The organism is Pseudofrankia asymbiotica (genome assembly GCF_001983105.1).
Taxonomy (GTDB): Bacteria; Actinomycetota; Actinomycetes; order Frankiales; family Frankiaceae; genus Pseudofrankia; species Pseudofrankia asymbiotica.
In genome coordinates this window covers 77,498-99,547 of record NZ_MOMC01000050.1, presented here as the reverse complement: position 1 = coordinate 99,547, position 22,050 = coordinate 77,498, and the positions used below count along the sequence as shown (strand labels likewise).

Sequence of the window (22,050 nt, the reverse complement as noted above, 5' to 3'; positions counted from 1 at the left end):
GGTCCCACCGGGCTCGATCATCCCGTATCCGGCGCGCGCACCGCCCACGGACCGGCCACCCGAAGGTCCTCGCCTGGTTCGGCCGAGCCGACGTCCGCGACGCGGGAGATCCTCCGCCCTACCGTTGCTCCGGGCAAGGACCAATACGCGTCATGTTCCGGATATGTCCCGCCGGTCGGTCGGGCACCGCCGGGTGGCCAGCCAGACCTGACGGGTCGTCAGGAAAGGGTTGACCCTGTCGGGTCTCGCCCCGTACCGTCCGCCCGTCCGCGCTACGTCCGGGCGGGCGACGTCAGGCGAAGGAGCACTGGTGACGGGTCCGACGGGTCGGTTGGCGGGACGGGTGGCGATCGTCACCGGGGCGGGGGAGGGGATCGGGCGCGGCATCGCCCGCTGTTTCCTGCGCGAGGGAGCCAAGGTCGTCATCGCCGAGTACGACGAGCCGTTGGGCAAAGCGACGGCGGCCGAGCTGGTGTCCGACGTCGGCGGCGACGTCCGGTTCGTGCTCACCGACGTCAGCGACCGGGCACAGGTGATCGCCGCCGTGACCGCGGCGAAGGACGAGTTCGGCACGGTCGACGTCCTGGTCAACAACGCGTGGAGCGGTGGCGGCCTGGCCCGGGCCGAGCTCAAGACCGACGCCCAGCTCGACCACGCCCTGCGGGTCGGCTTCTACGGGCCGTTCTGGGCCATGCAGGCGGTCTTCCCGCTGATGAAGGCGCAGGGCTGGGGCCGGGTCGTGAACATCTGCTCGCTCAACGGCGTGAACGCGCACGTCGGCTCGCTCGACTACAACGCCGCCAAGGAGGCGCTGCGCACCCTGACCCGTACGGCCGCCCGGGAATGGGCGCCGTACGGGGTGGTCGCGAACGTCATCTGCCCGGCGGCGCGGTCGGCCGCCTTCGAGCGGCTGGCCCGGCAGGACCCGGCGCTGCTCGCCGGCGCCGCGGCCATGAACCCGATGGGGAGGCTCGGCGACCCCGAGGCCGACATCGGTGGCGTCGCCGTGTTCCTCGCCAGCGAGGACGCCCGCTACCTCACCGGCAACACGCTCTTCGTCGACGGGGGAAGCCACATCAACGGCGTCTCCTGGGCGCCCGAGCTTCCCGAAGCATGACGGCCCCCGAGTCAGCCGGGCCCGCCGAGTCAGCCGGGCCCGCCGAAACCGTGGTTGACCAGCCGGGCCCGGGTACGGAGCCGGGCCGGTGGCCGACGGCGCTGGTCACCGGGGCCAGCCGTGGCATCGGCCGGGCCGTCGCGCTCGCCCTCGCGGCCGACGGCTACGACGTGGCGGTCACCGCGCGTACCGTCCGCGAGGGCGACGGGCCGTACGGCCTGCCGGGCAGCCTGGAGTCGACCACGGCCGAGGCGACGGCCCTCGGCGCCCGGGTCGTGCCCGTGCCCCTCGACCTGCTCGACGCCGACCGGCTGGTCCCGGCCGTGGAGGAGGCGCTCGACGCCTTCGGCCGGCTCGACGTGCTCGTCAACAACGCCATCTATGTCGGGCCGGGAGGCGACGCCGGATTCCTCGACGTGAGCCGGGCCGAGATCGAACGCCGGATCTACGCCAACCTCACCGCGCAACTGCTGCTCACCCAGCGGGCGGTCCGGGCGATGGTCGACGCGGGCGGCGGCACGGTCGTCGGCATCACGTCGGGCGCCGGCACGGCCGATCCGCGCGGCGGCCCGGGCACCACTGGCGGCTGGGCGGTCAGCTATGGGTGCAGCAAGGGCGGTTTTCACCGGATGGCCGGCGCGATCGCCGCCGAGCTGGGTGAGCGAGGCATCCGTTGCTTCAACGTCGAGCCCGGGCCGGTCGCCACGGAACGGGTCCTCGCCCGCCCCGACCTGCGCTGGGTCGCCGAGCACGGCCGGACCCCCGAGTCCGTGGGCGCCGTCGTCGCGTGGCTGCTGCGCCAGCCGGACGGCGCCGTGCCCAACGGCGACACGGTCAGCGTCGCCGCCGTCGCCCCGGCCCTCGAGGCGGCCGCCCGCGGCGACCAGCGGTGACGGCCGTCCCGCCCCGGCGGGCCACCCGCCGTGGTGGCCACCCGACCCGCCCGAAGGGGATGCGATTGTGAGCGCCGATGACCTCGCGGTCGAGCTGCGACGCCTCCGGCGGGTGGCCGACCGTGACGAGATCCGCCAGCTCGCGTACCGGTATGCCTGGGGACTGGACAGCCGGGACATCGACGCCGTCGCCGAGCTGTGGGTGCCGGCCTCCGTCCCGGCGATGAGGAGGTTGTTCCGCCGGTCCATGAGCGAGGTGGGCGTCACGGTCCTGTTCGTCGGCAACCACATCATCGACTTCGATGGCGATGGCGATGGCGACGGCGACGGCGACGCGGACGGGGGCGGCGCCGACGGGGGCGGCGGGGGCGGCGGCGCGGACGAGGCGCGCGGCCTCGTGTACTGCCGGGGCTACATCGAGACCAGGGACGGCCCGGACCCGGGCCGCTTCGTGGAGCAGGCGATCCTCTACCGGGACCGGTACCGGCGCGTCGACGGCGCGTGGAGGTTCGTCTCGCGCGGGCACGAGCTGTGGTTCGGGATCGAGACGGCGGAGCGCCCGCTGCGGCAACGGGCCGCCGACTGGCCGAGGCATCATGACGGGGTGGGTACCGTGCCGTACGGCGAACCGACCTGGCGGTCCTTCTGGGCCGAGCACGGCGGCGGCCATACGGGATGACCGCAGGCGCGGTGTGGGCTGGCGGCGCGACGGGGAGAGGCTCTCAGGCGCGGTGCGCGCCGCGGCGGGGTGGTCGGGCCGAGTGACCCCGCCGGCGGCGCCTGCTTCGTCGGCGACCGTCACCGCGGCGAGTCCAAGTTTCCGAATTCGCGGCTTCGAACTCCCTTTCTCGTACGTGTCCCGGCATCGGACCATGGCGGTACCGACGTCGGATATCGCGGGCCAGGCTGTGGTTCACCCGAGAAGCGGGCGGGCGCGAAGTCCTCTCCGAGGACGTTCCGTCGCGTGCCGTCGCAGATCCGAACTCGCGCCGGCCGGCGGTTTCGGTATCGACACGCCGCCGGGCTCGGGGCTGACGTCCCGGCTCGCGTCGAGTGGGATTTCCGGTGGAATTCTGAATACCGGCCAGGCTCCGGGCGAGACCACCGGACCGGGCGGATGATATGGAAGGGATGAATAGGATCCGGTCGGGGTGGGCCGGATTACACAGCAATCTCACAGCAGACGCATAGCGGGACCAAAGATCCCTTCGTCACGCTGTGAAGCGCGGAACCATCCGATCGGCAGAGGAGACGCGCGTGGCGAAGAACCAGCGGCCCGACGGGATCCCGTCCTACGAGGGACGCCCGCTCGCCCGGCCGCCGCGGGACGTCGTCGATCAGGGACTCGCGTTCGACATCGGCACCCTGCTGAGCCGCCGGCGGCTCCTGAGCCTGGTGGGGCTCGGCGCGGCGACGGCGGGCCTGGCCGCGTGTGGGTCCGGCTCCGGTTCCGCCACGTCGACGGGCGCGTCGCACGGCTCCGCGACAGCCGGTTCGACCGCGTCCACGTCAACGAGCGCCGCGTCCGGGGAGATCCCGCAGGAGACGGCGGGCCCGTACCCCGGCGACGGCTCGAACGGTCCGGACGTGCTCCAGCAGAGCGGCGTCGTGCGCGGCGACATCCGGTCCAGCTTCGGGACGGCGTCGGGCACCGCCGGGGGTGTCCCCATGACAGTGGAGCTGACGATCGCCGATCTCGCCGGTGGCGGTGGCGCGTTCACGGGCGTGGCCGTCTACGTGTGGCACTGCGACCGGGAAGGGCGCTACTCCATGTACTCGAAGGGCGTGACCGACCAGAACTACCTGCGCGGCGTCCAGATCGCCGACGCGTCCGGCAAGGTGCGTTTCACCAGCATCTTCCCCGCCTGCTACAGCGGGCGGTGGCCGCACGTCCACTTCGAGGCCTACCCCGACCAGGCCAGCATCACCGACGCCACCAAGGCCATCGCCACCTCCCAGGTCGCGCTCCCCAAGGACATCTGCGACCAGGTCTACGCGCAGGCGGGCTACGAGGCGTCCGTGACCAACCTCGCGAGGGTCGGTCTCACCAGCGACGGCGTCTTCGGGGACGACGGCGGCGCCCACCAGCTCGCCACGGTCACCGGCGCCGTCACCACCGGCTACACCGTCTCGCTCGCCGTCGGCGTCGACACCACGACCAGCCCCGGCAGCGGCCAGTCGGCCGGCATGCCCGGCGGCCCATCACCAGGCGGCCAGCCGGGCTGACCAGAGATGATCACCCTTCACGTGCGGCGTTGTCGTGGTGACCGTTGAGTGTGGACAAGCGGCTGGGCTCTGGGGGCAACGAGAGCAGGTCGGCCAGCGCCACCGCGTAGATCACGAGAAGGCGAGAGCTGGGTGGTAGACGACGAGAGTGCCCGTTTGTCGTCGTTTTGCCGCGTACATAGCGAGATCGGCCTGATGGAGCAGGACGTCGGGGGTGGCGGGCCGGGTGGCGGCGCCATCGAGGATGACCATGCCCAGGCTGGCGCGAGGGGTGTAGGGCCGTCCGGCCAGCAGGCACGGTGCCTGAACGGCGACCGCGAGTCGTTCGCCGACGCGGAGGGAGTCGCCGGGGTCGCCTCCGTCGAGGACGAGGGCGAACTCGTCGCCGCCGAGCCGGGCGGCGGTGTCGGCCGCCCGGGTCTCGGCCCGCAACCGGTCGGCGACGATCTGGAGCAGTTCGTCGCCGACCGCATGGCCGAACGTGTCGTTCACCCGCTTGAAGCCGTCGAGGTCCAGGAACAGGACGGACATCCGCATGCCGCCGTCGTGGCCGTCGGTGGCCCTGGTGGCGCCACCGTCGGTGGCCGCTGTCAGGGCCCGCTGCAGCCGTCGCGTGAACAGCGCCCGGTTCGCCAGGCCGGTCAGGGGATCGTGGAACGCCTGGTGATGCAGTTGCTGCTTCTGCTCCCGGGTTTCGGCGAGCAGGTGGGTGTTCTCGGCGACGGTGACCATCTGCCGGACCAGGGCCACCACCAGCAGCGCGATCATGCCGTAGGTCTCGAAGGGGTCGAGTCGGGCACCGTCGACGAGCTTCAGGACTATGAGGAGGCCCGCGGCGGCGAGCACGACATAGGGCAGAACGGCATGCGCCCACATCGCCCGTGGGCCGGGCGGCGCCGGCCCGTCCGACTGTGCGGGGCGCGGAACCGGGATCAGCGCGGCCAGAAAGATCAGCAAGAAGGCGAGGGCGAATCCGATCAGTTCCCACTTTGGCTGGTACAATCCACGCACCGCCGCGATGTACGGCAGGAGATTGGTCGTGAGCGCGTAGGTCACCAGGCCGGCGCCGACCAGGGCCAGCGTCGCGGGGGCGCGCGGCCGGCGAAAGCAAGCGATCAACACGACCGCGGCGGCCAGGACCAGGCCGGCCACCTGGTGGATCAGAGCGAGCTCGAACGCCTCGGTGTTAGGAGCCCGGACGCGCGCGGCGAGCGTCATCGTCCACTGCGCCAGGACCAGCGAGCCGACGATCAGCACGCAGTCCAGCAGAGTGATGGTGTACCAGCGGTAGGCACCGGGCCGCCATCGGCCCTGACTCGCGCGGTTGCCCTCGAGCGGATCGGTCGGCAGGGACAGCAGACCGGCCAGAGCGAGGCCGTAGAGGACGAGAAAGGCGGCGTAGCCGGCGGACATGCCGCCCTGGTGGGGCATGTGGCCGGCCAGGAACGCCGGCGCCACCGACAGGGTCCCCATCATCACGCCGGTGGCGGTGATCGCGATGAGCACTCGCCAGCGGCGCTCCGTGCCGTGTACCCGGCGGGCGGACCAGAAGCAGGCGACCGCGGCGGCAAGCTGGGCGACGGCGGCGACGAACAGCGTGGCGGCGCGGGCGGAGTCCAGGTCCAGCAGCGCCGCGAAGGCGACGTCCAGCCCGAGGAGCAGGGCGGAGGCCACTATGGCGTACCGCACCAGCCGGCGCACCCGACCCACCCCGGTCGCACGCGACGGCAAGCCCGTGGCGTCGGTGACGCCCCCGAGTTCGGACATCATCTGTATCCCTGCGACAGCATACCGCAATCGACCGGATTCATTAGGTGAGTGCCCGCCCGGCTCATCCCGCCTGCTCGGGCCGGCCGACCCCGCGCGACGTGGACGGCCGGCGCGGTCGACCCTCGCCGACGCGGGGCTCTCGGTGGCCTCCACCGGAGTGCTCGCGGGCCCACACCGGTGACCGCCCGCCGATGGCGCCCACCATTTCTCGTGAACGGTGGGGCTAGCTCCACCCCCGGTGGCGGTTCAGGCCCCTCGTGCGTGAACCGGCCCGTTTCTAGCGTGAGTGTCGCTACCCGTCGCGAACGGCCCACTCACCTGGAGCGAGCTCATGACAGCCCCGCCAGTCCCCTTCGCGCTGGAGGCACAGGGCCTGACCCGGACCTTCGGCGCGGGCACCGGAGCCGTGTACGCCCTCGACGGCGTCGACCTCGGCTTCCCCCGCGGCACCTTCACCGCCGTGATGGGCCCCTCCGGCTCCGGCAAGTCCACCTTCCTGTCCTGCGCCGCCGGGATCGACCGGCCGAGCGGCGGCCGGGTGCTGGTGGCCGGCACGGACGTCACCGACTGGGACGAGGACCGCCGCTCCCGGCTGCGCAGGGAGCGCATCGGCTTCGTCTTCCAGGACTTCCAGCTGATGCCCTACCTGACCGCCGAGCAGAACGTCGGCCTGCCGCCGCGGCTCGCCGGGCGGCGGCCCGACCGGGCCCGGGTGCGCGGCCTGCTCGACCTGGTCGGCCTCGCGGACCGCGCCCATCACTTGCCCGGAAGGCTGTCCGGCGGCCAGCGGCAGCGGGTCGCGATCGCCCGCGCGCTGGTCACCGACCCGGCGGTCGTCCTCGCCGACGAGCCGACCGGCGCGCTCGACTCGGCGACCGCCCGGGACGTGCTCGCGCTGCTGCGCGCCTGCGTCGACGAGCTCGGCCAGACCGTCGTCATGGTCACCCATGACCCGGTCGCCGCGGCCTACGCCGACGCGGTGGTGTTCCTCGCCGACGGCCGAGTCGCCGGGCGGATCGAGGCGCCCACGGCGGACGCCGTCGCCGCCCGCGCCGCCCACCTCGACGACCGGGCCGCCCACCTCGACGAGCGGGCGGTGCGGCGATGAGCGGGATGACAGGCCTCGCGCTCCGGTCGCTGCGCCACCGGATGACCGCGCAGGTCGCCACCTTCCTCGCGGTCCTGCTCGGCACCACGCTGATCGGCTCGTTCGCCACCCTGGTCGAGACCGCGCTCGCCCTCGGCCCCGCCGCCCCGGACCGGGACGCCGACCGGGAGACCCTGATCATCATGGGGGCTGTCGTCGGCGGCTGGGGCAGCCTGATCGTGCTCTTCTCGGTCGCCTCGACGGTCGGCCTCACCGCGGCGCGCCGGGCCGGCGAGATCGGGCTGCTGCGTGTCCTCGGCGCGACCCCGCGCCAGGCCCGCCGGCTGATCCGCCGGGAGGCACTGGCCGTCGCCGTCCTCGGCGCGCTCGCCGGCGCCGTGCTCGCCGCCGGCACCGGCTGGCTGCTGCTCGACCTCCTGCGGGGCCATTCGGTCTCCGCCTCGGTGGAGTACGCGGCCGGCCCCGCGTCCCTCGGCGCCGCCGCCGGTCTGGTCGTGCTCACCAGCGTCGCGGCCGCGGCCGTCGCGGCCCGGCGGTCGACCCGCGCGCCCGCCGGCGTGACGCTGCGCGACAGCGACGCGGAGACAGGCCGGATGCGCTGGTACCGGGTGGTGGCGGCGCTGGTGCTGATCGCCTACGGCGTCGGCGGCGGCGTCGTCACGATCACCGTGACGGCGAACTCCGACGACCCGTACGCGGCGATGCAGACGAGCGGGAGCTGCTCCATCCTGGTCGGCCTCGGCCTCGCGCTGCTCGCGCCGCTGCTGCTGCGCTGGCTGGCGGCCCCGCTCGCGGGGCTGATCACGGGCCTCGGCGGCCAGGGCGCCGGTTACCTCGCGGCGTACAACGCCCGGCGGCGGGCACACCGGCTCGCGGCCGTGCTCGCCCCGGTGATCGTGCTGACGTCGGCGGCGATCGGGACGCTCATGCTGGTGAGCATCGACACCCGCACCCTGCCCGGTGGAACCGAGGACTCCGACACCATCAACCTGCTGAACAACGTCGTCGTCGGGATGGCGTCCCTGTTCGCGGCCATCATGGTCGTCAACGCGTTCGCCGCCTGCGTCGCCGACCGCTGGGCCGAGCTGCGCCGGCTGTGGCTCATGGGCGCGACCCCGACGCAGGTCAGGCGGTCCGTGATGGCGGAGGCCGGCGTCGTCGCCGTCGTGGGCCTGGTGTTCGGTGCCCTGGGCTCGCTGGCGACCGTGATCCCCTTCTCGGTCGCCCGCGACGAGGGCGTCGTCCCGGACGCCCAGCTGTGGATCGCGCCGCTGGTCGCCTCCGTCGTCGTGCTGCTCACCCTGGGCTCCGGCCGGTTCGCCGCCCGCGCGACCATGCGCACCGCGCTGGGGGAGGTCAGACGTCCCGCCACATGACGACATGCGGGCCGATGCCCGGCTCCTCCCGCACCTCACCCCGCGTGCGCAGCCCTCCCCGTTCGTAGAAGGGGACGGCGCGCACGCGGGCGTTGCACCACAGCAACCCGCCACCGTGGTCACGGACGTGGTCGAGCACGGCCGCGAGCAGCCGGGCCCCGATCCCGCGGCCGCGCATCGCCTCGTCGGTCGCCATGCCCCGCAGCCGCCAGCCGGCCGCGCCCCATGGCGCCGGCTCCCGCAGCACCGACACGGCCCCGACGACGGTCCCGTCCGCCAGGACGGCGACGACATGGGCGCTGTCCGCCTCGTCGTCACCGGGGAACGCCACGTCGTGAACCGTCTGGTGCGGCCGCAGCACCCGCTGCCGCAACGGCAACGTCGCCTCGGCCGCCGTCCGCTCGAGACGGACCTGCGCCCGCTCGTCAACGCTCACCGCCCCATTCTCGTCCCGGCCCGCCCGCGCTCGCCCGTGCCGGTGGGTGGTCCGCGGAACCCGCCTGAGGAATCCGGGCAGGCATTCGGCGTCGTCGCCGCTCGCGATGACCTGTCCTACTCGCGGGTGGCCAGGACGAGGAAGCGGTGCGGCGGGTCGTCATAGCTGTCCAGGCGCCAGCCGGTGGCGGCAAGCCGTGGCTCGAGGCGGGTGACGGCGAGCGGCTCGTCGGGGCGCAGGGCGCGGCCGTGGCGGGCCGCCAGGGCGGCGCGGCCCGAGGGGTGGAAGATCGCGAGCCGTCCGCCGGAGCGGCTGACCCGCGCGAGCTCGGCGAGGCCGCCGGACATGTCCGGCAGATGGTGCACGAGGCCGGCGGCGAGGACCGCGTCGACGGCGCCGGTGGGGATGGGCAGGCGGCGGGCATCGGCGAGCACCAGCGCGGCATGGGCGTCACGGCCTCTGTGCCGCGCGGCGGCGAGCATCTCCGAGGTCAGGTCCAGGCCGATCACCGTGCCGGCCGGTCCGACCGCGTCGCGCAGCGCGGTCAGGGCACGCCCGGTCCCGCAACCGGCGTCGAGCGCGACCGCGCCGGGGCGCAGCCCGATCTCGCCGACGGCGGCGGCGTACGCGGGCAGGTCGTCCCCGAACCTCGTGTCCCACGTGGCCGCGCGGACGCCGAAGAACGCCTGGCTCTCGCTGACATGCCAGCTCCCGTCGCCGGCCAGCCGGGAGGCGACGCGCCTGATCACCGGCCACGCCGGGTCGTCCACGTCGACGACGACGTCCGGGCGGCGCCCGTCGTCGCGGTCGTCGTGCCGCGCCGAGCGGGATCGCAACCAGACGACGACATCCCACTGGCCGCCGGCCGGCTCGGCGCGCCAACTCGGACCGTCCGCGAGCACCACCAGGTCGGCGGCGTCCTCGCCGCCCGCCGTGCCACCGCCCGCCGCCGCGCCCACGAGCCGGCGGCAGGGGCGACCGCCCGCCCGCAGCCGGTCCGCCAGCCGGTCCGCGAGCACGGCGGGCATGGCCCCGACCGCGGAGCCGTCGACGAGGACCCGAACCGTGCCCGCAGGCACCATCCGGGCGATCGTGCCGGCGACCGCCAGCCAGCGGCCGACCTGCTCGCTGGTCACTTCGACTCCACCGCCGCCGTCACACCGTCCGCCACGGGCACCATGATGGCCACCCGGTCCGTCGGGTGGCCATCAGAGCGGGCAACCGGCCCAGACCTGTCCGGCTAGTCGTTGCGTGCCGCCTCCGGGCCGGTGATCCGCCGCAGCAGTGGCAGCGTCGAGGCGATGACCGCCAGCGAGAGCGCGAGCCCACCGGCGACGACGGCGTAGTACACCCAGCCCGGCGCAACCAGCGTGTAGTCGAGCTGCGCGCGCAGGAACAGCTGCGCGGCCAGGAATCCCATGCCGATCGCCACGGCGGCGGTGACCAGCAGCGGTACCACGCTCTCGATCGCGACCACCCGGCGCAGCGTCGCGAGCTGCACCCCGGTCAGCCGCAGCAGGCTGAACGGTCGCCTGCGGTCACTGAGCCCGCCGGCCACGCTGACCGCCAGGCCGCAGCCCGCGATCGGCAGGCTGCACAGGATCACCACGTTGGCCAGCTGCTGGAACCGCACCAGCGGCCGCGCGCCGTCGGCCTCCCACTCGCCCTCGCTGGCCGGCAGCTGTCCCTGGGGGAACGCGTTCTCCAGCATGGTCCTGGCGCGCTCGAACGCCGCCTGGTCGGTGGTGTCGACGACCACGGAAAGGATGGGCATCCGCGTGACCTCGGCGGGTGTGACGTCGACCGCCTCGATGGCGTCGACTCCCCCGCTGGCCGAGCCGACGAGGCCGGGGGCGACGGTGGCGACCCTGGCGCCGGGCGGGCAGTAGCCATAGACCGCCAGACGGTCCAGCTCGGCACACGTGATCACTGGTTGCCACTTCTTCGGGTCGGTGTCCCGGTGGACCAGCGTTACATTGCGGACGCCGGGGATCGCCCCGAGCCCGGCCGGGACCTGGGCCGTCGTCGGCGCCGGACCATCCTCGGGCCAGAAGATCTTACGAACGCTCGTCGTCGCCACGGAGTCGGTGCGGGGCGCGCCGCGGTTGGCGACGAACGTCGTGATGGCCCCGGTCGCCGCACTGGTCACGAACAGCGCGACGATCAGGCCGCTGACCGACCGGAAGCCGGCCCGCGGGTCGTCGGCGAGGCGCCGGCCCGCGATGAGGGCGGCCGGGCGGCTCGCCCGGCCGGCCAGCAGGCGGGCGGCCAGCATCGTGAGCCACGGCCCGGCCAGCAGCAGCCCGATCAGGATCAGCACGAAGCCGGTGAAGTACGCCATGAGCTGGCCGCTCGTCGCGTCGGGCCGCCGACCGATGAAGAAGGCCAGCTCCGCGAGCCCGGCGGCGAGCGGAAACACCCGCCGGGCACGCGGCGGGCGGGGCGTGATCCGCCTCGTCACGCCGAGCGGCGAGATCCGGACCCGGCGTAGCGCCAGCCCGGCCGCCACGACGGCACTGGCCGGGACGCCGAGCGCGACCAGCAGCACGTCCAGGGCTGTGAGCGACAGGTCCGCGGGGAAGAACCGCTCGCCGGTGAACGGTAACCCGGCCAGTCCCGGCCGGAGCGCCAGGAACAGGCCGAACCCGACGGCGGTGCCGACGGCGGCCGCGAGCGTCGACTCCACCGCCGACAGCAACGAGATCTGCCGCGGCGTCGCGCCCACCAGCCGCATCGCCGCGAAGCGCTGCTCGCGGCGGGCCGCGGCCAGCCGCGTCGCGGTGCCGATGAAGATGAGCACCGGGAACAGCAGCGACACGGCGACGACGGAGAGGGTGACCGCCATGATGTCGGCGTTGAACCCGATGTAACAGTCACGGCACGCGCTCGGCGTGGTGGTCATGATCTGCGTGACCCGGGTGGCCCCCAGCGCCCTGAGGTCCGCGGGTGGGCGGCCGAGGACGATGAGCAGCGAGTCGGGGGAGGGCAGCGCCGACCCGCCGATGGTGCCGACCCCGTGGCCGGGGAAGCGGTCGGCGAGTTCCGCCGCGGGCGTGGCCCGTAGCAGTTCGTCCAGCGCGGGGGAGACGTAGTACTCACCGGGGCCCGGCAGCCGGGGGATGCCCGGCGGTACCGGCGCGTCCGCTCCCAGCGCGGCGACCTCGACCCGACCGATCGTGCGACCGTGGTAGTAGTCGCCCCGGATCAGCCACAGCATCCCGTCGCCGCCGCGGGCGGCCGGGCCGACAGCGGTGTTGAGCCAGGCGTACCGCTGGTTCTGCGCGCCCACCGCGTTCAGGCCCGCGACCGGCGCGAGCAGCATGGCGACGCCGAGCGCCACCGCGCCCGCGATGATGACCAGCCGGACGAGCGCCTCCCGCCCGCCGGCCACCGACAGCCGCACCGCGAACCGGATCATGAGCTCACCAGCGCGTTCACCCTGCCGTCGCGCACGATGACCTGCCGGTCGGCGTACGCGGCGACCCGGGCCTCGTGGGTGACGAGCACGACGGTGGTGTGCTGCTCGTGGGCCGAGTCGACGAGCAGGTTCATCACCTGCTCGCCGGTGATGGAGTCGAGCGCTCCGGTCGGCTCGTCGGCGAACAGGACTCTGGGCCGGGCGACGAGGCCGCGAGCGAGCGCCACCCGCTGGGCCTGACCGCCGGAGAGCTCACCTGACCGGCGCCGTTCAAGCCCGGCCAGCCCGAGGCGCTCGAACCAGGGCAGCGCCGTGGCCATCGCGGCGCCCCGCCGGACGCCGCCGAGAAGCAGCGGCAGCGCGACGTTCTCCTGGGCGGTCAGCTCCGGCACGAGCTGACCGAACTGGAAGACGAACCCGAACCGGTCCCGGCGAAGGACGCTGCGCTCGTTCTCGCCCAGCTGGTCGACCCGGCCGCCCTCGAAGCGGATCTCGCCGCCGCTCGGGACGAGGATCCCGGCGAGGCAGTGCAGCAGCGTGGATTTGCCGGAGCCGCTCGGGCCCATGATGGCGACGATCTCCCCCTCGTCCACGGCGAGGCTCGCTCCGCGCAGCGCCGGGGTCTCACCGAACGACAGGACGACGTCGCGGGCCTCGATGGCCGTGGCGCCCCCACCGGCCGTCATGCCGTCACCGCGGTACGCAGGGCGTCCAGCCGGACGACGGTCGTGTCGATCCAGTGCAGGTCGGCTTCGAGGTGGAACAGTCCGTGGTCGGCCAGCAGGGCGTCGACGAGGTCGCCGCCGCGCTTGACCGTGGTGAGCTCCTGCATCCGCCGCAGGTGTGCGGCGCGCTGCGTGTCGAGGTACTCCTCGGCGGGACGGCCCAGCATCAGCGCCAGCACGACCTTGCTGAACAGCACCGTCTGCAGGTTGGGCTCCGGCTCCACCGGCTCGGTCAGCCAGGTGTCGACCTCGGTCGCGCCGAGGTCGGTGATGACGTAGCGCTTCCGGTCGGGCCCGACGCCCGGCTCGACGTCGCCGATCACGATCTTGCCGTCCCGCGCGAGGCGGCCGAGCGTGGCGTAGACCTGCCCGAATGGCAGGGGTTTGCCGCGGTTGAAGAAGGTGTCGTAGTCGCGCTTGAGGTCGTAGCCGTGGCTGGGTTCGCGTTCGAGGAGGCCGAGGAGGGTCAAGGGGACGCTCATGCGAGCAATATAACCTGAGCGTATACCTCGCGTATATACCTCCAGGGTTTAGAGCGACTGGGGCGTGCTAGAGCCGCTCGATCGGTTGCTGACGACGGGGCGGATCGTGGCCAGGTCGCCGGACCGCTCGGGGTTCCAGTCGCCGAAGAGCCGGCCGGTCGCCTGGTGGCAGCCGATGTCCTGGACGCGGGCCGCGGTGGACTCGTCGGCGACACCGTCGGCGATCACGGTCAGCCCGAGTCGGAGCGCGGCGGTCAGGTAGGCGTGCGAGAGCGCGGCCGTGGCCGGCTCGTGCCGCCTCCCGGTGAGCGACTCGTGCAGGACGATCATGTCGACAGGAAGGATGCGCAGCGCGTCCGGCGCGGTGTCGGTGCTGCCCACCCTGGCCAGCGAGATTCGCACTCCGAGGTCGTGCAGGCGCGCTAGAGCGCGCGCCGTGGCATGCAGATCGGGCGCCTGGGAGGTGCCCACGAGCTCGAGCACCAGCGTCTGCGGCCGTATTCCGGTGGTGTCCACCGTGGCGAGGATCTGCTGGGTGATGTCCCGGCCGGTCAGCTGGGCCGTGGACAGCGGGATGTGGACAGGCAGTGGTCCGCCCGCCGCGTCGTGGTGGTCGGCGGCGTGAGCGCAGGCCGTCTGGAGCAGCAGATCGTCGAGGGCGGGCGCGAGGCCGGCGGAGGCGGCGGCGGTCAGCATCCGGTCGGCTGGCACCGTGCCGAGGGTGGGATGACGCCAGGTCAGCCGGGCCTCGTGTGCCACCGAGGTCCGGTCGATGAGGTCGACGATCGGCCGGTAGTCCACCTCGAGGCGTCCGCCGGATGGGTCGCCGCGGATGGCCGCCCCCAGTGCCGCGTGCAGCGCAGACAGGGTGTCCGGCGAGGCGAGTCGTGGGGTGTACAGGGTCAGGCCCCCGTCGCCCTTGGCCTTGGCCGTGTACATCRCCAGGTCGGCGTGATGCAGCAGTGTCTCGGCGGTGACCGGCCCGGCGGCGGTGTCGACCACGGCCATTCCCGTGCTGGCCCGCACGACGTAGTAGGTGTCGGCGAGCAGGAACGGCTCCCTGACAGCGTCGGTGAGCCGCCGTGCGGCCTCTGCCGGGTCGTCGGCCTCCAGCAGGATCGCGAACTCGTCGCCGCCGAAGCGGGCGACGGTGTCGGCGGCGCGCACGGCGGCGCGCAGCCGGCGGGCCGTCAGCCGCAACAGCTCGTCGCCCGCGGCGTGCCCGAGAGTGTCGTTCACGTGCTTGAAGCCGTCGAGGTCGCAGAAGAGCACGGCGAGGCGGCCGGGAGCCCGGGTCCGCCGGTTCAGGGCGTGCGCGAGCCGGTCGGTGAACAGCGCACGGTTGGCCAGCCCGGTCAGCGGGTCGTGGAAGGCCAGGTGACGCAGGGCGATCTGGTCCTCCTCGACCCGGTCGACCAGCCGGAGGTTGTCCGCCAGGGTGACCACCTGGCGAGCAAGGGTGAGCAGCAGCAGCGCGAGCAGTCCCCACATCTCCACGGTCAGCCCGCGTTGCTGCGTGATCGTGGCCAGGGCGAACCCGCCGGCGGCCACGAGCGGCAGGTAGGGCAACGCGGCCTGCCACCAGCGGCGCCGTGGACTACGGGCGTGCGCCTCGGGCCGGTCGGCGTCCCCCGGTCCGAGGGCCGATGCCGATGCCGTTGTCGGCAACAGGGTGGCCAACGCGATCATCGGCGGCCCCACGACGTAGCCGAGATCGAACAGGTGCGTGTAGTCCGTCGCCCCGCGGACCTGGACGTCGAGCTGGACCAACAGCGAGAAGACGCACGCGAACTGCCCGAGGCCGAGCACGACGAGGCCGCGTGGGTGCCGGAGCCGGCGGAATGCCAGGACGAGAATCACGGCGAGCACCYGCACCAGCGAGACCGCCGCCAGCCCGAAGGAATACAGCACCGTCGATGACCGGATACCAGGACGGACGACGCCCTGGAGAATGACGATCCAGGCCAGGAGCGCGAGCGCGCCGGTCACGATGAGGCTGTCCAGGACGATCACCAGGAGCCAGTAGCGGTCACGGCGTCCGGTCGGACCCCGAATGGTGACGTCGAACGGCTCGGACGGGTAAAGCATCAGCCCGACCAACCCGGAGGTGGCGGGCAGGAGAAAGACGAGCAGGGCGGTGGCGTTGTATTTGGGGATCGCCTGCCCCTGTTTCGCCACGAGAAACAGGTACGGCACGGTCATCACCGCGCCGACCAGGAGCATCACGCACATGAGCGCGCGCCACCACCGCTCGAWCCCGTGATGACGGCTCGCCGCCCAGGCGCAGACGCAGGTACTGACGATGACGGCCGTGGCGTTGGCCACGCGGACGGCCGTCAACGCCTCGCCTTCGGGCAAGACCAGTGCGCAGACTGTCACGGTCACCGCGAACCCGACGAGCCCGACGGCGAACCGGCGAGCATCCTGACCCGTGCGCGGAGCGGCTGATGTCGTTGCGCCGTTGCCCATACGCAGCCAGTCCCTCCCGCCGGCCCCGATTCGATGCGGACAGGCGCACCGGCGGTCAGGCCGCCAGGGGGTGTCGTACCCCTCCAATGCCATCGCTACCAATTGGGTGCATAGAGTGATATAGATCATCGGCCTCGTGTCATGGCGTCGGCGAAAGAACACCGTGTCCACGGGTGTCTAAGCACGCTCGTCGTGACGGGCGGACCGGAGGGCTTCGGGATTGACGATGTTGATCGGCGTGCCGGCGGCGTAGGCGTTGATCTGGTCGAAGACGTCGGCGAACTGCAGCTCCCATTCGTCCCGGGTGACGTAGCCGATGTGGGGCGTGCAGACGACACCCGGCATCGTGAGGAGTGGATCGTCGGGGTCCCGCAGTGGCTCTTCCTCGAAGACGTCGAGGGCGGCCCCGCCCGGCCGGCCCGAGCGCAGCGCGGCCACCAGCGCGCCCGGCTCGACGAGGCCGGCGCGGCTCGTGTTCACGAGCAGAGCCGTCGGCTTCATCAGCGCGAGATCGGCGGCCGTCACGATCCCGCGGGTGGCGGCCACGAGGCGCATGTGCAGCGTCAGCACGTCGGAGGTCCCGAACAACTCCGCCCTGCTCGTGGCGGCCATGTGCCCGTCGGCCACGGCGCGGCGCAGCGACTCCGGCCGGCCCCACACCTGCACGTGCATGCCGAAGGCGCGGCCGTACCCGGCGACCACCGCGCCGATCCGGCCGTAGCCGTAGATCCCGAGGGTCTTGGACCGCAGCGTGTGCCCGACGCCTGACTGCCAGGTTCCGGCCCGCAGGGATGCCATCTGCCGCGGGATCTGGCGCGCGGCGGCCAGGACGAGCCCCCAGGTCAGTTCCGCCGTCGCGTAGGACGGCGAGCCGGCGTGCAGGTTCGAGGACACCACGATCCCCGCGCGGGTGCACGCTTCGACGTCGATGTGCGGGAAGACGCTGCGCTGGCTGATCAGCCGTAGCCGGGGCAACCGCGCAAGCAACGGCGCCCGGATCTCGGTCCGCTCCCGGATGAGCACCAGCCCTTCGTGGTCGCGCAGGCGCCCGGCCAGGATGTCGACGTCCTGGATATGGTCATGGAAGATCGTCACCTCGTGACCCGCGAGCCGACCGAAGCAGTCGAGGGTGCGGAGGGTGTCGAACCAGTCGTCGAGGATCGCGACCTTCATGGCCGTCTCCCTGCCGGGTCGGTCGGCGCGCGCCCGTGCTCCCGCGGGCTCATGCGTGGATGCCGCAGCGTTGGCCGAGGTAGTCGCTGATGTTCTGCAGGGCGCCGCGCAGCCCCTCACCCCCGGCTTCCTGCGCGAGGACGGGATCGGGGGTGCCGTTCTCGGCGAACAACGCGTGTTCGAACGTGTCGAAGCGGACGAAGTCGGGATGGATGACGGCCGGAGCCGCGGTGGTCAGGTCGTCGATGTTGGTCAGTACCTGACGCTCCTCGGCCGGGGTGGTCGACTCGCCGTCGAACACGTTCAGGTTCGCGGCCCCCTTGGCTCGGGCCAGGGCGCAGAACGACGCGTCGGACCCGGCCGGGCCGGTGGTCGGGACCTGGCTCGCCTGGGCCTGGCCCGCGGCCCCGGTGGGAACCTGGCTCGCGGCAACGGTCGGCCGGGGCCCAGTCGACGCGCCGTCGTGGTTCCCGTCGCTGGCGTGGCAGCCGGAGGCCGCCGCGACGGCGAGGGCGGCGAGGGCGGCGAGGGTGAGGATGGCGGACTGTCGGGCCATGAGGCGCATGATGATCATCTTCCGGGTGAGGAGTTGTCGGGACGGGCGGTGGCGGCGCGGGAGCGTTCCCGGCGGCGGGCAAGGATCATTCGCGCGATGTAGGCCGGTCGCGGCGGTATCCAGCCGAGCTGCTTGGCCAGGTCGAGGTCGTCGCGGACTGCGTCGTGCTCGGCGATCGCCCCGTCGACGACGCGGAACCAGTGCACGTGCCGGGCCGCGAAGGCGCGTCCGGTCGGGGGAAAGACCTCGGTGACCGCRCCGTCGGGCGAGTCGTGGACGACGAACGGGCCCGCGTGGGTGCCACGCATGGTGACCCAGGCCGTCGCGCGGTCGCCGCTCACCTCGATGTGGTGGATCTCGAAGCGCGGTTCGCCAAAGGCGCGGCGCAGCCAGACCGCGGTGGCCTTGAGGGCCTCCGGACCGCGCCGGCGGGCGGCCAGCGGCTCGTGTCCCGCCCGGTGGTTGACGAAGTCCGGCGTGACGTTGGTGTCGGCGAGGCGGAGATCTCCGGTCTCGATGATGGCGAACTGCTCCCGGACCAGCCGGTCGACGGTCGCGGCGTCGGTCGAGGAGACGGATGACAGGGTGTCGGCGCTGGTGGGCTTGGTCATGGTGAGCTCCTCCCGGCGGCGGCCCCGGGCGGGGTCGCCGCCGGATGTGAAGGGTGGTGGCCTCAGCGCCCGGGCGTCGCGGCGATCTGACGCTGGAGCTGGTCGAGGCCGACGTAGGCCCAGTGCCGGATACCGCGGGCCTGGTCGTCGCACTGGACGATGTGGAACTGCTCGACCGCGACCCGGCCACCGGTGGCCTCGGCCCCGAACAGGGGCCCGCCGGTGTGGGTACCGGTCAGGTGGATTCGGGCGGCGACCCGGTCGCCCTCGGCGACCAGATCCTCGACCGTGGTCTCCAGGTCGGGTAGGGCCGCGCGCAGCATGCGGATGGTGCCCTTGAGGTGCGCGCGGAAGTCGGGCTCGTCCTCGGCGAAGGGATGACGGTCGACGGCGTCGGGGGCCAGGCACGCGTCGACGACGTCGAGGTTGCCCTGAGTGAAGGCCTCCTCGAAGACGCGGCGGACGGTGCGCTTGTTCGCCTCGGTTTCCACAGCCTGCTTCCTTTCATGATCGTTACTGGCTTGCGGACTCACGTCTGATGCAGTAGCACTGCTTTCACTGCTCTTTATGTGCTGTCGATGCAGTGRCACTGCATCTAAGGCAGTGCTACTGTATCCATGTGRCTCCGCCTGTCAAGACGTCCAGTTACCGACAACTCCAGGCCCAGCAGACCCGCGAGCGGATCGCCCAGGCGGCCCGCCGCCTGTTCGCGGCCCGGGGCTACCGGGCGACGAGCATGGACGCGATCGCCGCCGAGGCCGGCGTCGCAGGCCGGACCGTCTACTCGGCCTTCGGCGCGAAGCGGGAGATCCTGTCGGCGATCTGCGAACGATGGCTGGAAGAGGCCCGCGCCCGTGAACTCGCCCAGGCGGCGGTCGCCGAGCCCGACCCCAGGTCGCGGCTGCGCGCCGCCGCCCACTGGCTGCGGGCGCTGTACGAGGCCGGCTTCGACGTGGTGACCCTCTTCGCGGCCGCCTCGGACGAGGACGCCGAGACCAGGGCGCTTCTGCAGGCCAAGCTGGCCGGCCGCAACCAGGTGATGGACATGATCATCGCCTCGCTCGACGGCGCGCTGCGCGTCCCCGTCCCCCAGGCCCAGGCGATCTACCGCGCGCTCGCCGCCCCCGGCGTCTACGGCGAGCTGGTCGTCGAGTCCGGCTGGGCGCCCGACGCGTTCGAGGAATGGGTGGCTGACGCCCTGATCCGCGAGCTTCTCGATCGGGACCCGTCGAGGCGCGCATGAGCCATCCGGACCGCGTCGCGATCGCGCCGTCGCCGCCGGACGGCGGTGAGCGGCGCTGCCCAAGGCGGGGATCATGACGGCGCGCACCGAACTGGTCGGCGGTCCCGAGCGTCGCACGATCACGAACAGCGCTGTCTTCCGCCGCTGACCGACATCGGATACCTGCTCCGGGTGCGGGAACCTGGACACCGCATGCTCCGCACGCCGGACCTCGCCGTGCATCTGCACATCTGCACGGCCGGCAGTGACTGGGAACGCCGAACCCTGCTCTTCCGGGACTGGCTACGCCGGGACCCGCGTGACCGCGCCCGCTACGAGGCGCTCAAGCGTCGGCTCGCCTCCCGCGACCGGCCGGACATGGACGCCTATGCGGATGCCAAGGGCCCGCTCGCGACCGAGATCATCACCCGAGCGGAGCGCTGGGCCAGCACAATCGACTGGACCCGCGCAGAATGATGGCGGCGCCGCCGAACAGGAGCTCGGACCTCGCTTTCACGAGGCCACGCACGCGATATCCCTGTCCGGGCCCGGGCCCCGGGCCCGGTCGCCCGACATCGGTGGCATAGCTGGCTGACGTCGGCGGATGACGGTCTGCCCAGCCTGGGGCGTGACCGCCCTGACCGCCCTGACCGGCGCTGTCCCGCCCGCATGGTCGGTTCGTGGCAAGGAGCAGCTGATGGCGACCACGGTGGCCGACGTGATGGTGGCGACGCTGAAGGCATCCGGGGTACGCCGGGTATATGGAATTCCCGGTGACTCGCTGAACGGCTTCACCGACGCCCTGCGGCGCGACGGCGCGATCTCCTGGCAGCTCGTCCGGCACGAGGAGGCGGCCGGGTTCGCGGCGGCCGGGGAGGCGGCGCTGACCGGGGAGCTCGCGGTGTGCGCGGGCAGTTGCGGCCCGGGCAACCTGCACCTGATCAACGGGCTGTACGACGCGAACCGCAGTCGGGTGCCGGTCGTGGCGATCGCCGCGCACATCCCGCGGGAGGAGATCGGCGGCAGCTACTTCCAGGAGACCCACCCGGAACTGCTGTTCCGCGAGTGCAGCGTCTACTGCGAGCTGGCCAGCATCCCGGCGCAGCTTCCGCGCCTGCTCGAGCTCGCGATGCGCGCGGCACTGCAGCACCGCGGGGTCGCCGTGATCATCGTCCCCGGTGAGATCTTCCTCGGCGAGGCGTCCGGGGGTGCCACGCCGGCTCCGGTGCGGGCCGTGTGGCCGGTCGTACGCCCGGACGAGCCGGCGCTGGCGGACGCGGCGCGGGTGCTGGACGCCGCCAGCCGGGTGACCATCCTCGCCGGCGCGGGCTGCGCCGGCGCGCACGACCAGCTTGTCGGGCTCGCCGCGGCGCTGAGGGCGCCCGTCGTGCACGCGATGCGCGGCAAGGACGTCGTGGAACCCGACAACCCCTACGACGTCGGGATGACCGGGTTGATCGGGTTCAGCTCCGGGTACCGGGCGATGGAGCACTGCGACGCCCTGGTCATGCTCGGCACGGACTTCCCCTACCGGCCCTTCCTGCCTGAGGGCGTGCCGGTGATCCAGGTGGATGTGCGGGGCGAGCAGATCGGCCGCCGGGTACCGGTTCAGGTGCCGCTGGTCGGCACGGTCAGGGACACGATCGACGCGCTGCTGCCGCTGATCGCCGTCAAGACCGACTCCACGCACCTGGACCGGATGACCGCGCACTACCGGCGGGCCCGGACCCGGCTGGACAGACTGGCCCGCCCCGGCCGTGACGGCGCCCCGCTGCACCCGCAGTACATCGCCGCCACGATCGACCGGCTCGCCGCCGCCGACGCGGTCTTCACCGCCGACGTCGGCACGCCGTCGATCTGGGCGGCCCGCTACCTGCACATGAACGGCGCCCGCCGGCTGATCGGCTCGTTCAACCACGGCAGCATGGCGAACGCCCTGCCCCAGGCCATCGGGGCGCAGGCGGCCGCGCCGGGCAGGCAGGTCATCGCGCTGTCCGGCGACGGCGGCCTCGCGATGCTGCTCGGCGAGCTGATCACGCTGCGCCAGCAGCGGCTGCCGGTCAAGGTCGTGGTGTTCACCAACGGCGCGCTGTCGTTCGTCGAGCTGGAGATGAAGGCCGGCGGCATCGTCACCTACGGCACCGAGCTCGACAACCCCGACTTCGCCGGGATCGCTCGCGCCGCGGGCCTGTTCGGCGCGCGGGTGGAGAGCGCGAGCGAGCTGGAGGAGACGCTGGCCGCCGCGTTCGCGCACGACGGCCCGGCGCTGGTCGACGTCCACACGGCGCGCCACGAGCTGGCGCTTCCCCCGAAGCTCACCTACGGCCAGATGAAGGGCTTCACCCTGTACGCGACGAGGACGATCGTGTCCGGCGGCGGGGACGAGCTCGTCGAGCTGGCCAGGACCAACCTCAGGGATCTGGACGCCGAGTGACCTGAGGCCTCGCGGGGTCGACCGGCGCGAGTCC

20 protein-coding genes are annotated in these 22,050 nt (G+C 72.9%); 9 read left to right on the top strand and 11 right to left on the bottom strand.

All coding sequences use genetic code 11. From position 1 onward, the window contains the following. Nucleotides 1–310: 310 nt before the first annotated feature. The 4 genes from BL253_RS24805 (at nt 311) to BL253_RS24790 (ending at nt 4,236) form a co-directional block, all read left to right on the top strand. Entirely contained in the window at nt 311–1,117 is an 807-nt protein-coding gene (locus BL253_RS24805) for an SDR family NAD(P)-dependent oxidoreductase (protein WP_076819556.1), read from the top strand. Continuing rightward, a complete protein-coding gene (locus BL253_RS24800) occupies nt 1,114–2,010 on the top strand; it encodes an SDR family NAD(P)-dependent oxidoreductase (RefSeq protein WP_081438658.1) in 897 nt (298 codons plus the stop codon). The genes BL253_RS24805 and BL253_RS24800 overlap by 4 nt, the downstream gene beginning before the upstream one ends. 67 nt (nt 2,011–2,077) lie before the next feature. After that, nucleotides 2,078–2,689, top strand: a complete 612-nt coding sequence (locus tag BL253_RS39550) for a nuclear transport factor 2 family protein (RefSeq protein WP_158230412.1) — start codon at nt 2,078–2,080, stop codon at nt 2,687–2,689. A 578-nt stretch (nt 2,690–3,267) separates the two neighbouring features. Next, a complete protein-coding gene (locus BL253_RS24790) occupies nt 3,268–4,236 on the top strand; it encodes an intradiol ring-cleavage dioxygenase (protein WP_076819553.1) in 969 nt (322 codons plus the stop codon). 111 nt (nt 4,237–4,347) lie between these two features. Here BL253_RS24790 and BL253_RS24785 read toward each other — a convergent pair whose 3' ends face one another. Continuing rightward, the gene (locus BL253_RS24785; protein WP_076819595.1) at nt 4,348–6,003 is read right to left on the bottom strand and encodes a GGDEF domain-containing protein; all 1,656 of its coding nucleotides are present in this window, start codon (nt 6,001–6,003) and stop codon (nt 4,348–4,350) included. A gap of 334 nt (nt 6,004–6,337) precedes the next feature. Here BL253_RS24785 and BL253_RS24780 point away from each other — a divergent pair, with 334 nt between their 5' ends. Then, the gene (locus BL253_RS24780) at nt 6,338–7,114 is read left to right on the top strand and encodes an ABC transporter ATP-binding protein (protein WP_076819593.1); all 777 of its coding nucleotides are present in this window, start codon (nt 6,338–6,340) and stop codon (nt 7,112–7,114) included. Next, nucleotides 7,111–8,490, top strand: coding sequence for an FtsX-like permease family protein (locus BL253_RS24775; RefSeq protein ID WP_076819551.1), 1,380 nt, complete (start codon nt 7,111–7,113; stop codon nt 8,488–8,490). The genes BL253_RS24780 and BL253_RS24775 overlap by 4 nt, the downstream gene beginning before the upstream one ends. On the opposite strand, the gene BL253_RS24770 is transcribed toward BL253_RS24775, so the two are convergent. The 10 genes from BL253_RS24770 to BL253_RS24725 form a co-directional block, all read right to left on the bottom strand. Further along, nucleotides 8,471–8,926 (bottom strand): GNAT family N-acetyltransferase, encoded by a 456-nt coding sequence (locus tag BL253_RS24770; RefSeq protein WP_076819549.1) that lies wholly within the window; start codon nt 8,924–8,926, stop codon nt 8,471–8,473. The genes BL253_RS24775 and BL253_RS24770 overlap by 20 nt on opposite strands. Nucleotides 8,927–9,042: 116 nt before the next feature. Beyond that, nucleotides 9,043–10,062 carry a class I SAM-dependent methyltransferase gene (locus BL253_RS39545; RefSeq protein WP_241835089.1) on the bottom strand — a complete coding sequence of 340 codons (1,020 nt, stop codon included), beginning with the start codon at nt 10,060–10,062 and terminating at the stop codon, nt 9,043–9,045. Between the two features lie 104 nt (nt 10,063–10,166). After that, nucleotides 10,167–12,344 (bottom strand): FtsX-like permease family protein, encoded by a 2,178-nt coding sequence (locus tag BL253_RS24760; protein ID WP_076819547.1) that lies wholly within the window; start codon nt 12,342–12,344, stop codon nt 10,167–10,169. Continuing rightward, on the bottom strand, nt 12,341–13,030 hold the full coding sequence (locus BL253_RS24755) for an ABC transporter ATP-binding protein (RefSeq protein ID WP_076819545.1): 690 nt from the start codon (nt 13,028–13,030) through the stop codon (nt 12,341–12,343). The genes BL253_RS24760 and BL253_RS24755 overlap by 4 nt, the downstream gene beginning before the upstream one ends. Further along, nucleotides 13,027–13,551 (bottom strand): PadR family transcriptional regulator, encoded by a 525-nt coding sequence (locus tag BL253_RS24750; protein ID WP_076819543.1) that lies wholly within the window; start codon nt 13,549–13,551, stop codon nt 13,027–13,029. The genes BL253_RS24755 and BL253_RS24750 overlap by 4 nt, the downstream gene beginning before the upstream one ends. Nucleotides 13,552–13,599: 48 nt before the next feature. Then, nucleotides 13,600–16,020 (bottom strand): GGDEF domain-containing protein, encoded by a 2,421-nt coding sequence (locus tag BL253_RS24745; protein ID WP_076819542.1) that lies wholly within the window; start codon nt 16,018–16,020, stop codon nt 13,600–13,602. A gap of 177 nt (nt 16,021–16,197) precedes the next feature. Then, on the bottom strand, nt 16,198–17,193 hold the full coding sequence (locus BL253_RS24740) for a D-2-hydroxyacid dehydrogenase family protein (protein WP_076819540.1): 996 nt from the start codon (nt 17,191–17,193) through the stop codon (nt 16,198–16,200). A gap of 49 nt (nt 17,194–17,242) precedes the next feature. Beyond that, a complete protein-coding gene (locus BL253_RS24735) occupies nt 17,243–17,758 on the bottom strand; it encodes a hypothetical protein (RefSeq protein WP_131831558.1) in 516 nt (171 codons plus the stop codon). Nucleotides 17,759–17,763: 5 nt separating this feature from the next. Beyond that, nucleotides 17,764–18,360, bottom strand: a complete 597-nt coding sequence (locus BL253_RS24730; RefSeq protein WP_081438654.1) for an ester cyclase — start codon at nt 18,358–18,360, stop codon at nt 17,764–17,766. A 62-nt stretch (nt 18,361–18,422) separates the two neighbouring features. Further along, nucleotides 18,423–18,851, bottom strand: a complete 429-nt coding sequence (locus BL253_RS24725; RefSeq protein WP_076819537.1) for an ester cyclase — start codon at nt 18,849–18,851, stop codon at nt 18,423–18,425. 128 nt (nt 18,852–18,979) lie between these two features. Between BL253_RS24725 and BL253_RS24720 the strand changes: the two genes are divergently transcribed. The 3 genes from BL253_RS24720 (at nt 18,980) to poxB (ending at nt 22,016) form a co-directional block, all read left to right on the top strand. Beyond that, on the top strand, nt 18,980–19,603 hold the full coding sequence (locus tag BL253_RS24720) for a TetR/AcrR family transcriptional regulator (protein ID WP_076819536.1): 624 nt from the start codon (nt 18,980–18,982) through the stop codon (nt 19,601–19,603). Between the two features lie 45 nt (nt 19,604–19,648). Beyond that, nucleotides 19,649–20,059: a GrpB family protein gene (locus BL253_RS44000; RefSeq protein WP_076819534.1), complete on the top strand. Its 411-nt coding sequence runs from the start codon at nt 19,649–19,651 to the stop codon at nt 20,057–20,059. A 220-nt stretch (nt 20,060–20,279) separates the two neighbouring features. Beyond that, nucleotides 20,280–22,016: a ubiquinone-dependent pyruvate dehydrogenase gene (gene poxB / locus BL253_RS24710; protein WP_076819589.1), complete on the top strand. Its 1,737-nt coding sequence runs from the start codon at nt 20,280–20,282 to the stop codon at nt 22,014–22,016. Nucleotides 22,017–22,050 lie beyond the last annotated feature (34 nt).

Coding starts and splice junctions, on each gene's coding strand:
- BL253_RS24800 (WP_081438658.1), top strand. CDS start 1,114: ATGACGGCCCCCGAGTCAGCCGGGCCCGCCGAGTCAGCCGGGCCCGCC.
- poxB (WP_076819589.1), top strand. CDS start 20,280: ATGGCGACCACGGTGGCCGACGTGATGGTGGCGACGCTGAAGGCATCC.
- BL253_RS24785 (WP_076819595.1), bottom strand. CDS start 6,003: ATGTCCGAACTCGGGGGCGTCACCGACGCCACGGGCTTGCCGTCGCGT.
- BL253_RS24760 (WP_076819547.1), bottom strand. CDS start 12,344: ATGATCCGGTTCGCGGTGCGGCTGTCGGTGGCCGGCGGGCGGGAGGCG.
- BL253_RS24780 (WP_076819593.1), top strand. CDS start 6,338: ATGACAGCCCCGCCAGTCCCCTTCGCGCTGGAGGCACAGGGCCTGACC.
- BL253_RS24755 (WP_076819545.1), bottom strand. CDS start 13,030: ATGACGGCCGGTGGGGGCGCCACGGCCATCGAGGCCCGCGACGTCGTC.
- BL253_RS24735 (WP_131831558.1), bottom strand. CDS start 17,758: ATGCGCCTCATGGCCCGACAGTCCGCCATCCTCACCCTCGCCGCCCTC.
- BL253_RS24740 (WP_076819540.1), bottom strand. CDS start 17,193: ATGAAGGTCGCGATCCTCGACGACTGGTTCGACACCCTCCGCACCCTC.
- BL253_RS24775 (WP_076819551.1), top strand. CDS start 7,111: ATGAGCGGGATGACAGGCCTCGCGCTCCGGTCGCTGCGCCACCGGATG.
- BL253_RS24750 (WP_076819543.1), bottom strand. CDS start 13,551: ATGAGCGTCCCCTTGACCCTCCTCGGCCTCCTCGAACGCGAACCCAGC.